Origin of the sequence: Methanobrevibacter sp. DSM 116169 (genome assembly GCF_046197865.1) — an archaeon.
In the GTDB taxonomy this organism is placed as follows: domain Archaea; phylum Methanobacteriota; class Methanobacteria; order Methanobacteriales; family Methanobacteriaceae; genus JAHKLT01.
Genome location: NZ_CP166990.1, coordinates 1,584,607 through 1,597,500, shown reverse-complemented (window position 1 = coordinate 1,597,500; position 12,894 = coordinate 1,584,607). Strand labels below are relative to the sequence as shown.

Genomic DNA, 12,894 nt, shown 5'->3' with positions numbered 1-12,894 from the left:
CTAAAACTTGGTGCATTTAAACCATATTCATATGCAAAACTACCTAGTGCAAATTCATAATCAAATTTTATTGTTTCATTTACTTCTTCAATAGCTGTTTGCTTTAATGCTTCAAGTTGAATAGCTGCTAACTTTTTTTTATCAAATATATCATTTTCTTTTTTTGATGTTTGTTCTTTTTTTACTCTTTCTATTTCTTGTGTGTCAATTTCGATTGGATATTTTCTAAGGTATGGGTCAAAATCTAAAGTAGTTTTTTCTTTGATAATTTTCTTTCTTTTAATGATAATATTCTCAAATATTTCTTGTATTTTTGGTGGAAAGTCATTGTTTAATAGCTTGAGAATTTCATTTCCTTCAAGATCAATATTTTTTATAGACTTTTCTAACTCATCATCCATATCCTTTTTTAAAGAACTTACAAGTTCGTCAATATCAACCTCTTTTTTTTCTAAATTATTAATTTCTTCTATTATTGGTAATATTTCTCCAAGTATAGACTCGTTGTTTCTTATTTTTTGAATTTCATAAACTTTTTCAAATATTTCATAATTACCTGTAAAGAAGTTTATAATCTTCTCAGGTATAATTTCATATTCTTTTTCTTCAATATGAATCATTATTAAATTACTTAAATCTCCAAAATCTAGAAATCCTTGAGAATATACATAAAAAATTAACTCATAATTCATTAATTCTTCTTGAAATAATTGAGAATCAGTTGCAGTTAATATTGGATAATACTTATTTAAACCTAAATCAGTTAAATATTCATTATCCTCATCACTTTCTACTAAAATGACTTTACTAGGATCATAATCTGGTCTTATTTCTTCTAAACTTTTTAAATTTTTCATCAACCCTCGTAATTTTATTATTGGAAGTTTTGATACTTTTTCTTTAGCATTCATTATCCATTGAATTTGAGAATCAATATATTCTTGACTATTTGATGGAGATAATAGCAATATTCTATTTTTTGAATATTTTGTATTAGAATAATGTAGTATTTTCTCAAGTATTTCTTCATAAATTTCATAAGCCCTATCACTTTTTATGAAATTGTCTGTTGGTTTATTTAATAGCTGTTTCATTATTTCAATAGCTTTTCTTTGACTTATTCCTTCAATATTGTTTATTTTTTCTATATCTATGTCATTAACTATGGTATTTAAATTATCTTCTCCACCAACGTTTTGTAATATTTTCTCAGATAATTTATCTCCAATTCCTTTAATATCTTGTAATTTTTTAACTTCTGTATCCATTTTACCAAACCACTTATTTTCTAAGTTAATTAATACTTTTTACTTTTATATATATTGGAATTTTGAAAGAGCATTTGAAAAGTTTTTATTTTAAAAAATCTTATATGTTGGTTTAAATAAAATTAGTATAATACAAATTTATTTTGGTGTTATTTTGATTATGTACAATAATAATGATGAAAAACAAGGAAGAAAGTTCTTCTCTAAAATTGGTTTTGCTTTTTTGGGATTAACTCTTTTTACAATAATAATTCAAATAATTATCGGAATTATATTACAAATAGTTCCTAATAATATAGTCAATGATGTAAACCTTCTTACAATAATTTCTTCTATAGCAACATACATTATTCCATTTCCATTATTTTATTATGTAATGAATAAGATTTCTAAAGAATATAAAATCGAAAAAAAGAATATGGGTATTTTAAAGTTTATTGCTTGTATTATAGTAGCATTTTCTTTAACTTATATTGGAAATATGATTGGTCTAACTATAACTTCTATTATAGGAGGATATTTAGGTTCTCCTATTACTAATCCTGTTAGTCAAATGATTGGAACTAATGAAGTATGGGCTACTTTTATAGCTGCAGTTATTTTAGCTCCAATATTTGAAGAATTATTCTTTAGAAAATTATTAATTGATAGATCTATTAAATATGGAGGTCTTGCTTCTGTATTAATTTCTGCTACTTTATTTGCATTTTATCATGGTAATTTCAGTCAATTTTTCTATGCTTTTTTACTTGGAGCATTTTTTTCAATAGTTTATGTTAAAACAGGTAAAATTGAATATACTATTGCATTACATGGGATTGTAAACTTTTTTGGATCTGTTGTAAGTGTTAATATAGCTTCATTTATAGAAAATGCAATTCCTCATGATATTAGTAATTTAACTGAAGCACAAGCACTTGCAAATCCTGGAGTTTTATTATCTTTTGGATTTTCTATGAGTATTTTACTTATAATTTTAGTTGGAATTTTAATAATGATTTTATATTATAAAAAAGTTGACTTGCCTAAAGGAGAATTAGCTATAAAAAAATCTTCAATATTTTTAAATCCAGGAATGATAATATTTATCTTATATTATCTTTTAATGATTTACTTATCGTTATTTAAGTGAGGTTATATTATGTATATTGTTTTTGAAGGAATTGATGGAGCAGGAAAAAGTACTCAAATTCAACTTTTAAAAGAATGGTTAGAAGCATTAGGTCATGAAGTTGAAACTGTAGTTGAACCAACAGATGGTGAAGTTGGAAAATTAATTAGAAAAATACTAACTCAAAAAAGAGCTTCAAGTGATATTGGTCAAAAAGAATTAGGATTACTTTTTGCAGCTGATAGATTAGAATTACTTGAAAAGTTAAATGATTTTGAATATTCAAATAAAATTGTTATTAGTGATAGATCATTTTATTCAAGTCTTGCTTATCAAGGACCTCAAAAATGGATTTATGAAATTAATAAATTTGCAAAAATTCCAGATTTAGTTTTATTATTAGATTTAGATGTAAAAACAAGTGTATCAAGAACAGATAAAACTGATGAATTTGAAAATGAAGAATTTTTAAATAATGTAAAAGAAAACTATTTAATATTAGCAAATGCTAATCCATTTATTGAAATAATTAATGGAAATAATGGAAAAAATAAAGTTGCATCTGATATTAAAAAGGTAGTTGCATCCCATGTTGGAGCATGCCCTGATCAGATTCAATAATATTATTCTAATTCTTTTAATCTTTTTTGAATAACTTCAATCATATATTCATGAGCTTTTAATAGCTCTTCTTCTTTACCTATTAATTTTGGCCCATATTCTCCATGTTCGAGTTTCACATCAAATTTTTCAATAGTATGTGCAAGCATCTGCTCTCCAACACCATTAGGTATTTTAAGTTCGAAATCTTTTTCTTCATATTCCATTTTATTCACCTTCCATAAATTCTCTAACTGGTTTTAAATATTCAATTAAATAATCAGCAACACCTGATTTTAAATCCATTGGATGTAATTCTTCTTTTGAATATAAGTTGATTAACTCATCTTCAGTTAAAGTTAAATCTCCACCAAATTTTTCAGGTCTTTTAATAGTTAATTCTGCTTGATTTGAGAAGATAAAATATTTAGCTATTTCAATAATAGGATTACCTTCCACCTCACCCATAGGACAATGAGCTTTATTGATTTTTGTTTTAATTTCTTTTTCTGTATCATCAACAGCTATGAAATTTCCTTTACTTGAAGACATCTTTTCATCTCCATCAAGACCATGTAATAAAGGGGTGTGAACACAAACTGGGATGTTATTGGAGATTTTATCAATGTTTTCTCTTGCAAGCATTTGAATTTTTCTTTGTTCCATTCCACCAAGAGCAATATCAACATCTAATGCTACCATATCAGCTACTTGCATTAAAGGATATATTACATTTGCTACTTTTGGATTATCAGAATGCCTACTAACTTGATCCATACTTCTTTTAGCTCTTGATAAAGTTGTTAAAGTAGCTAATTTATAGACATTTTTAGTATAATCTTCTTTAGTTTGAAAAGTTGAGCCATAAATAAATTCTGTGGTATCATTTAAACCCAATGCTTGAAAACATTTTTTATTATATTCTGCAGTTTCAGCTATTTCATCTACACTACCTTTACCATTTAAGTATGCATGATAATCAGCTAAAAGAATTTTAATTTTAAAACCAATATCTTGAAGAGATTTAAGTTTAGCTATTGTAATAGCATGACCTAAATGAATTTTACCTGAAGGTTCATAACCAGTATAAGCAACAGGTTGATCTTTTTCTAATTTAGATTCTAATTCATCACTACTAATAACTTCAAGTGTTCCTTTTTCAATCACTTTTATCTTTTCTTCATTATTCATACATATCACTTAAATTAAATAAACTTGATTTTCAATTTTAATAATGTTTACATCGTCTCCAATGTTGTATTTATGAGTATCTTCTAAGTTTAAATCAATAACTTCATAAGTTTCAGGATCTAAAATCTGAATCATTTTAGGAGATTTAGAAATAATATTAGCTTTTTCAATATCTTTAAATTTTTTAACTAAATCTATATTATCATAATCTTTAAATGGAATAGTAAAAGACTTCTTATTTGTTATGTCAATACATTGGATTTTGGAACTACCAATAGATTTAACTTGAGAAAGTTTATTTTCAAATTTAATAAAATCATTAACTTGAAATTTTGGAATTCTAAATGAAATCCAAATCCTATATAATCCTTTACCTGTAGATTTATCTTCACTAATAAGTCTTGGAGATTCTTTAGTAAGTCCTCCAAACTGTTCTTGTAAAGCTTTCACTACTTTTTTACCAGATTTATATGAACCAATATAATAATCATGTCCTTCTTTAGGTTTAGCTATTTCTGCTAAGTAAGCTAGTTTGTCTTTACTTTGTAAATTACCTAAAGTATTTATAACAATTTCATCAGCTTTTAAAAGTTCATCAATTGTGAGTTCTCTATTATCTGCTCGAAATTGAATTACAACTTCATAATAACCAGAATTTCTTTTACTACAAGGAGGACAAACAGTTTTATTAATTTTTACAATAGCTTCGAAATCTTCTTCTAAATGATGGTTTAAAACATCACCTTCAACATGTATATCGCACTCAGCTATTGAACCTCTCATTTTAATGATGTCAAGATCAATTATTTCATCTTTAACTAAATCATTTACTTGAATGTTCTCTTCTAAGGCTCTATAAATAATCTCTTCTATTGGAATTTCACTATCTTTCCACTTTCCTTGAATAATTTTAGAGTTACAATGACTACAAATTGTTACTTCAATTCTCTCTGGAATAGTAATCATGTGGAAGTCTTTTAAAAAGCATTCAATACAAATGTCGTCTATCATTTGATTTTGAGTACTTCCACATTCAGGACAAAACATTTTAATCTTATAATTGTTTTAATGGAGCTTTAGCACCACATGCTTCACATTTTAATATAGAAATTCTACCTTCTCTAATAATTTTAGTATCTGGTCTGTTACATTCTTGACAGATAACATATTTTTCTACATATTCTTCTAATCTTTCATTGATTAAGTAATGTGTAAATTTACCTTGTAAAATAGCTCTACCGCCTTCTAAATTACCAGCAGTACCTAATTCTCTAAGTAAAAATTTTAAAACATGTTGAGGATCTCTATTTAATCTTTCTGAAACCTCTTTAAAGTTTTTAATAAATGTTCTATTTCCTTGGATATCTGAATAAGCTTTAGGAATTTTAAACCTTTTGTGTTCAAATACTTCAGGAGGTAATTGGTCTATAGCTCTTGTTAATAAATTTTCATATTCATCCATATTATCTCTCCTTTTTTAATAATTTAAAAAATATTATAATGACTTAAATTTCTATAAATCTATAATATAATAAAATATGTTTTTACTTATTTAATAAAGTTATGTTATAGTGTGTTTTAAAATTGAATTTTTAAATCTTAGATAATTATTATTTTTTAACTTTTCTCATCTTTTTTGTTATTTTTTAAGAAATTTATATATGTCTTCGAAGAGAACCACAACTAAGATTCAAAGAATTTAATGACAAATGGGAGGAAAAAAAATTAGGAGATATAGTTTCATCATCATCTTCAAATTTATCAATTAATACCTTAGAAGATAATTCTGGAGATTATCCATTATATGGAGCAACAGGATTTATAAAAAATGTAGATTTTTACCAAAAAAAAGAAAAATACATTTCAATAGTAAAAGACGGTGCAGGGGTTGGAAGAACAATACTATGTCCTCCTTTTTCATCAATTTTAGGAACTTTACAATATTTGAATATTAAAAATAATAATAATATCGATTTCATTTATTTTTTCCTAAAAAAACTTAACTTTAATAAATACATCGTGGGCAGTACCATTCCCCACATATATTTTAAAGATTACTCCAAAGAAAAATTAAACATTCCTTCATTAGGAGAACAAGAAAAAATAGCTAATTTTTTATGTTTAGTAGATAAAAAAATCGAGTTATTAGAAAAAACATTGAAATTATTGAAAACATATAAAAAAGGAATAATGCAACAAATATTCAACCAAAAATTAAGATTTAAAAATGAAAACGGAGCAGGATACCCTGAATGGGGAGAAAAAAAATTAAGGGATATAGTTTCATCATCATCTTCAAATTTATCAATTAATACCTTAGAAGATAATTCTGGAGATTATCCATTATATGGAGCAACAGGATTTATAAAAAATGTAGATTTTTACCAAAAAAAAGAAAAATACATTTCAATAGTAAAAGACGGTGCAGGGGTTGGAAGAACAATACTATGTCCTCCTTTTTCATCAATTTTAGGAACTTTACAATATTTGAATATTAAAAATAATAATAATATCGATTTCATTTATTTTTTCCTAAAAAAACTTAACTTTAATAAATACATCGTGGGCAGTACCATTCCCCACATATATTTTAAAGATTACTCCAAAGAAAAATTAAACACCCCTTCTTTAGAAGAACAAGAAAAAATAGCTAATTTCTTATCAAAAATTGATGAAAAAATTGAAAAAACAGCAAAAGTATTAGAAGAAAATAAAGAGTTTAAAAAAGGATTATTACAAAAAATACTTTATTAAAATATTTTATGTATATTAATAATTATTTTATTATGTATAACAATAAATTATTTGAAAAATTTATAGAAGAAAGGAATATTAAAAAAAGTACATCTCAAAATTATGAGTCTACATTAAAAAAATATTCTGATTTTCATGCCCAACCTATTGAAAAATTATTAGAAGAAGCATATGTTGAGGAAAATAATAATATCCCCCTCAAAAAACGTAAACTTAAAAATCGTTTGTTAGATTATAGAAATTATCTTTTAAACACAGAAATGTCACCAAATACTGTAAAAACATATTTTTCTAAATTGAAAACTTTTTATCAACATTTTGAAGTAGAAATTCCTAAAATTCCTAATGCAAAATATGAAAAAGCTTATGAAACAAATTATTTAGATCTTCCTACTAAAAAACATATTGAAGATGCATTGAACATTGTTTCAATAGATTTAAAAGCAGTTATATTATTCATGTCATCATCTGGAACAAGTAAAGCTGAAACATTATCATTAAAAATTGAAGATTTTATAATCGCTACACAAAAATATCATAATGGAGGAAATATAAAAAATATATTAAAAATATTAGAAAAAAACAATAATATTGTCCCTACATTTTATTTAAAACGGATAAAAACAGATAAATATTATTATACATTTTGTTCTCCAGAAGCTACAAATGCAATTGTATACTACTTAAAAACAAGGAAAAATCTCAAATTAAATGATAATCTTTTTGATTATAAAAGTTCATTATTATTGTCAAAATTTCAAGAAATTAACGATAAAATGAATTGGGGTTTTAAAGGAAATTACAGATTTTTTAGGGCACACACTTTAAGAAAATTTCATGCATCAAATTTAGGTTTAACTGCAGAATATATTGATTCATTACAAGGTAGAAGTAAGAATGTAGTACATGAAACTTATATAAAAACTAATCCTCAAAAATTGAAAGAAATATATATGGGAGCAATGCAAAATGTTATGATTTGTTTTAATGAAGATAAAAAAGAAAATGAAAAAAAAGAAGAATATAATATTACAATTAATATATTTTTATCAGACAAACAATACAACATTTATTAATGAATATTTTTAAATTAATTAACAAAACATTTTTTGTATTAGTCCTTGTTTAAATTCTTTGTTAACTTCTATTTTTTTTGCAATCATCTCTATTTTTTCATCGATTCGTAATAAAAGACAAGCTATTTTTTCCTGTTCTTTTAATGGAGGAAAATTTATTTTTATTTGAGAAATTAAAGGATATTTTAAATTCCATGTGTCTGATGTTAATCCTTGTGAATACTTTTTAAATTGATAAATAATAAAATCCTGTTTAAAATAATAAGCAAAAAAACGAGGAGATATTCCTTTACTTGGAATCAACACAGTATATGCAGGACTAACCACTCCGTCATGTTCTGACATACCGCTTGCTCCTTGCCACATGCGCATAGAATTATATGGTATGTCACCTGGCAAAACTCTTTTATATTCATTTTTATGTTTATTATTTTTGGATTCTATTTCATTCCTTTTTATCACACCGTGGTTTAAAGTGACAGAAAGTAATTCTAGATTCTCATTCCCCTTTTCATTTCGTTCATCAAAAAGTTCACCCAGTTGTTTTTCTTCCCATTCTAGATAATTTTCATCATTTTTATCTTTAAATCTTATTTTTTGAGAAAATATTTGTTGCATTATTCCTTTTTTATATGTTTTCAATAATTTCAATGTTTTTTCTAATAACTCAATTTTTTCATCAACAAATGTTAAAAATTTAGCAATTTTTCCCTGTTCCTCAAAAGAAGGAATATTTATTAAACATTTTCCTATTTCATTCAAATTAATTTTTTTAGGAAATGCAACATGGAGAGTTTTTTTATGCAATTCTTTTTGAAAATTTTCAAATTTAATATACTGGTTAATGAATTCAGCATTAATGTTATTATTAACCCTTATTAAAGCTAAACTAACATAAAATGCGAATTTTTCATCATTTAATAATATATTAGAAGTCCCAATATTCCCAATTCTTGTCATGAAAATATCATTAACAATGGGCTTAATTTTATATTCATTTTCATAAACTTCATTACTAATATATTTTTTAGTATCTGAAAAATTATTAATATTTTCAACACTTAAAAATTTTACTCCATTTTTCATATAATGGGGAGTCTGATGGGTTCCATCATATATATAAGAAATATCATTTAATCTTTTGAGAACCCATAACTTATTAAATTCTTTGAATCTTAGTTGTGGTTCTCTTCGATAGGAATTTGTATTTTCTTTTTTCCTCTCAGAAACGTTGTTTTCACTCATATTGAAAACTCCTATAAAGGTGCTCTTATGCCTAATTCTTCACAATATTTCTTAATTTCTTCATCTACTTTTTCCATTTCTTTTGAAATCTGTTCTAATTCATCACAAACTTCATCAAGATCTATTTCATCTTCTTCTTCAAAAGTATCCACATATCGAGGAATATTTAAATTAAAATCATTTTCTTTTATTTCATCTAAAGTAGCTAAATGAGAATATTTTTCTATTTCTTCTCTATTTTTATAAGTATCAATTATCTTATCTACATCTTCATCTCTTATGTAGTTTTGATTTTTTACTTTTTCAAATTCTTTAGATGCATCAATAAATACTATTTTATCTTCATTTTCTCTACATTTTTTAAATACTAAAACTACGGTTGGTATTGAAGTTCCATAAAAGATATTTGCAGGTAAACCAATGACTGCATCTAAATAATTTTTATCATCAATTAAATATTTTCTAATTACTCCCTCCGCAGCTCCTCTAAATAAAACTCCATGAGGTAATACTATGGCCATTGTTCCTTTTTCATCTAAATGATAAATCATGTGTTGTACAAATGCAAAATCTGCTTTAGATTTCGGGGCTAGTTTTCCATAAGCTGAAAATCGTTCATCATCTAGGAAACTCGCATCTGCTGACCATTTTGCAGAAAAAGGCGGATTTGCAACAATAGCTTCGAATGTTTCATCAATGTGCATGGGATCTTCTATTGAATCGCCTTGTTGAATATCAAAATCTTGATATTTTACGTCATGTAATATCATGTTCATTCTTGCTAAATTGTAAGTGGTTTGATTTAATTCCTGCCCATAAAAATCTTCTACTGGTAATTCTTTAGCTACTCTTAAAAGTAATGATCCTGAACCACAAGTTGGATCATATACATTACGTAATCGGGTTTTTCCCATAGAAACAATTTTAGCAAGTATTTTTGAGACTTGTTGTGGGGTGTAGAATTCTCCTGCTTTTTTACCTGCACTTGATGCAAATTGTGATATAAGGTATTCATATGCATCACCTAAAATATCACTTTCACTATCATTTAAATCAAAGTCAATCTCTGAAATTTTTAATAATATTTTACTTATTAGTTTATTTTTAGCATCACCTGTTTTTCCAAGTTTAGATGATGTTAAATCTACATCTTCAAATAAATTTACAAAGTCTTCTTCACTTTCATGCCCTGTTGATGAATCACCAATATATTTTAATGCTTTATCAAGTTCAGGTATAATATCTTCATGGTTTCTTGCATCTTCCACAATAGTAGAAAATAATAATTTTGGTTCAATGAAATATCCAAGATTGTCAATAGCTTCTTCTTCAAGATCATCTTTATAATCATCTTTGATGTAAGCTTCTTTAAATGTAAGGCCATCTTCTTCAAGTTCTTCATTTAAATATAGTTCTATTTTTTCTGATAAGTATTTATAAAAAATAAACCCTAAGATGTAGTTTTTAAATTCACTAGCATCCATATTGCCTCTAAGTTCATCAGCTATTGCCCATAATTTTGTTTCTAAGTTATTATTAGTCATAATCAATCTCCTTTATTTAATTTTTAAAATATTTATCTACATATTGTTTGTATGCTACTTGATTTTTAGCATAGTCTTTTAAAATAGATTCTTTTTTATCATTTATTTTTTTAACACTTGATTTTATACCATTTATTTCTTCTTCAGTGTAATTTTTGGATGAAACAAACTTGTCAATTAATGAATTATTAATTGTATTTTCATATAATTTATTCATAAAATCTATAATTAAGAATATTTTCAAATCACCATCTCTTTCAAATTTATTATCTTTAAAAAATTTGGGAGATCTTGATTCAGTAAAATTATTTTCCATATATGTTTTAAACTCTGAAGATATTAATTCATCTGGAATTATAGAGTATGTTTCCATGATTGTTTGAATTGAAGATAATATATTATTTTCTCTTTCATAAGCTAAATATAAAATCTTCTCAGTTGTTATATCACTCATGTTAATTTCACCATCTTTTCTTATTATTAATAGCTTTTCATCTTTATTTTTATTAATAATGTATTCTTCAAGTTCCCTATTATTTAAAGATTCTAACTTAGAAACTTCTTCTTTTTTGTTTAATATTAAAGGTAATGATTCAATTAATAATTCAGTATAATATGTAATTTTTTCATTTTGTTCCTGATTTCTTTTTTCTAGTATTTCTCTTATATTTTCTGAACCTTTATCGCTAGAATAATATTTATATATTATTTTTTCACCAATTTTTATTTCAAAGTTTATAAATAGTCTTCTTTGGGTGTTATCAAGTAATTTTCCTTTTATTTCAGCTCTAAATTCCATTTTTAACATTCTCCTTTAATGTATTTATTTTTGTAATCAATTTCCTGTGTTAACTCATTGTACTAATTTTTTTAATGCTAGATTTTATTGCATTTATCTCTTCAGGAGTATAATTTTTAGTAGTGGCAAAATTATCAACTATGGAATTATTTTTCTCATTTTCGTATAATTGATGCCTAAAATCTTTTATTAAAAATATTTGGAATTCTACATGACTTTTAAATTTATTTTCTATGAAAAATTTAGGTGATTTTGTTTTGAAAAAATTATCTTTTATATATTTTCTATATTCTAAATATATTAATTTTCTTGGAATTACTGAAAATCCTTCAATAGATGACATGAGACTGTAATAAATTTTATCTTCTTTGTTATCAACTAAATACATTATTTTTTCTATTGGAAAATTAGTTTTATTTTCATCATTAGATTTTTCACTTTCTTTAAGCTTTTTCCAGAATTCAGAGCTTTCATCTATATAATATAACTTTTTAGTATTTCTATTTTTTTGCATATCATTTGATGATTTTTTCACAATCACATTATTTTCTTTTATTATAATTATTCTTTCACCAACATCATTTTCAATAATGCAATCAATGCTTTTTTTCTTACTTAAATGCCCTAATTTTGAAATTAAACTTTTTTGATTTAATAAATTGGGTAAATGTTCAATAAAACATTCAGTATCCTCTGTAAACTCCTTTTTTTGTTTTTCAATTACTTCTTTTAAATTTTCTGAAATATTTGGGTCTGTTCCATATATAATTTTATTTTTTTTAATATCTATGTAAAAATTTATTTTTTCTTTTATTCTTCTTTTTTTATTCAATAATTTAGCTTTAAATATCATATGGTGGTCATTATCTTTTTCTATATTATTTGAATTAGGTGTTCTATATATTTCTTCTCGATTTCCTGTATTTTCATCTACAAATTCTACTTTTTCTATGAATTTAAATTGTGAATGATCTAATGATAATATATCTAATTTTTCATCATTTAATTTTGTTATAATTATTTTTTTATCATTATTGTCATCATCCATATATCCTTTTTGTTGTCCTTTATTTAATTTTGCTAATTTAATAATCTGATTGTTTTGACTTAATAAATAAGCTAATAATGTAATGGATGAATCTTTTTCAATATCAAATTCCTTATTTTTCTTTTTCATTATTTTTAATAAATTTTCTGAGCTATAATTTTTATATTTGTATGTTACCTTTCCTGTGTTGTTATTCACTTCAAATATGATTGTTTCTGTTAGTTTATTTTTTGTAATTAACTCAGCTCTAAATTTCAT

At 24.6% G+C, this 12,894-nt stretch carries 13 protein-coding genes (1 of these 13 only partly in view); 4 read left to right on the top strand and 9 right to left on the bottom strand.

Annotated elements, in window-relative coordinates; translation table 11 throughout:
* Nucleotides 1-1,268, bottom strand: partial view of a MutS-related protein gene (locus tag ACA134_RS07710; RefSeq protein WP_409199843.1) — the 5' portion only. 655 nt of this gene lie to the left of the window's left edge; only the first 1,268 of its 1,923 coding nucleotides appear in the window; it begins with the start codon at nt 1,266-1,268; the stop codon falls past the left edge of the window.
* A 160-nt stretch (nt 1,269-1,428) separates the two neighbouring features.
* Between ACA134_RS07710 and ACA134_RS07705 the strand changes: the two genes are divergently transcribed.
* Nucleotides 1,429-2,400, top strand: a complete 972-nt coding sequence (locus ACA134_RS07705; protein WP_409199842.1) for a lysostaphin resistance A-like protein — start codon at nt 1,429-1,431, stop codon at nt 2,398-2,400.
* Between the two features lie 9 nt (nt 2,401-2,409).
* Entirely contained in the window at nt 2,410-3,000 is a 591-nt protein-coding gene (tmk, locus tag ACA134_RS07700) for a dTMP kinase (protein ID WP_409199841.1), read from the top strand.
* A gap of 2 nt (nt 3,001-3,002) precedes the next feature.
* Here tmk and ACA134_RS07695 read toward each other — a convergent pair whose 3' ends face one another.
* From ACA134_RS07695 to ACA134_RS07680, 4 genes are read right to left on the bottom strand one after another with little or no spacing between them, the layout of a single operon-like run.
* Complete coding sequence (locus tag ACA134_RS07695; protein WP_409199840.1) at nt 3,003-3,206, bottom strand: hypothetical protein; 204 nt, start codon at nt 3,204-3,206, stop codon at nt 3,003-3,005.
* A gap of 1 nt (nt 3,207) precedes the next feature.
* Nucleotides 3,208-4,170, bottom strand: a complete 963-nt coding sequence (locus tag ACA134_RS07690) for a tyrosine--tRNA ligase (RefSeq protein ID WP_409199839.1) — start codon at nt 4,168-4,170, stop codon at nt 3,208-3,210.
* A gap of 9 nt (nt 4,171-4,179) precedes the next feature.
* Nucleotides 4,180-5,217 carry a 60S ribosomal export protein NMD3 gene (locus ACA134_RS07685; RefSeq protein ID WP_409199838.1) on the bottom strand — a complete coding sequence of 346 codons (1,038 nt, stop codon included), beginning with the start codon at nt 5,215-5,217 and terminating at the stop codon, nt 4,180-4,182.
* A gap of 7 nt (nt 5,218-5,224) precedes the next feature.
* On the bottom strand, nt 5,225-5,632 hold the full coding sequence (locus ACA134_RS07680; RefSeq protein ID WP_409199837.1) for a translation initiation factor IF-2 subunit beta: 408 nt from the start codon (nt 5,630-5,632) through the stop codon (nt 5,225-5,227).
* 191 nt (nt 5,633-5,823) lie between these two features.
* Here ACA134_RS07680 and ACA134_RS07675 point away from each other — a divergent pair, with 191 nt between their 5' ends.
* Entirely contained in the window at nt 5,824-6,924 is a 1,101-nt protein-coding gene (locus ACA134_RS07675; protein ID WP_409201088.1) for a restriction endonuclease subunit S, read from the top strand.
* Between the two features lie 32 nt (nt 6,925-6,956).
* Nucleotides 6,957-8,000 carry a phage integrase SAM-like domain-containing protein gene (locus ACA134_RS07670; RefSeq protein ID WP_409199836.1) on the top strand — a complete coding sequence of 348 codons (1,044 nt, stop codon included), beginning with the start codon at nt 6,957-6,959 and terminating at the stop codon, nt 7,998-8,000.
* Nucleotides 8,001-8,018: 18 nt separating this feature from the next.
* On the opposite strand, the gene ACA134_RS07665 is transcribed toward ACA134_RS07670, so the two are convergent.
* From ACA134_RS07665 to ACA134_RS07650, 4 genes are read right to left on the bottom strand one after another with little or no spacing between them, the layout of a single operon-like run.
* The gene (locus ACA134_RS07665; RefSeq protein WP_409199835.1) at nt 8,019-9,245 is read right to left on the bottom strand and encodes a restriction endonuclease subunit S; all 1,227 of its coding nucleotides are present in this window, start codon (nt 9,243-9,245) and stop codon (nt 8,019-8,021) included.
* Between the two features lie 11 nt (nt 9,246-9,256).
* On the bottom strand, nt 9,257-10,789 hold the full coding sequence (locus tag ACA134_RS07660) for a type I restriction-modification system subunit M (RefSeq protein ID WP_409199834.1): 1,533 nt from the start codon (nt 10,787-10,789) through the stop codon (nt 9,257-9,259).
* A gap of 16 nt (nt 10,790-10,805) precedes the next feature.
* On the bottom strand, nt 10,806-11,588 hold the full coding sequence (locus ACA134_RS07655; protein WP_409199833.1) for a hypothetical protein: 783 nt from the start codon (nt 11,586-11,588) through the stop codon (nt 10,806-10,808).
* Between the two features lie 49 nt (nt 11,589-11,637).
* The gene (locus tag ACA134_RS07650; RefSeq protein WP_409199832.1) at nt 11,638-12,894 is read right to left on the bottom strand and encodes a hypothetical protein; all 1,257 of its coding nucleotides are present in this window, start codon (nt 12,892-12,894) and stop codon (nt 11,638-11,640) included.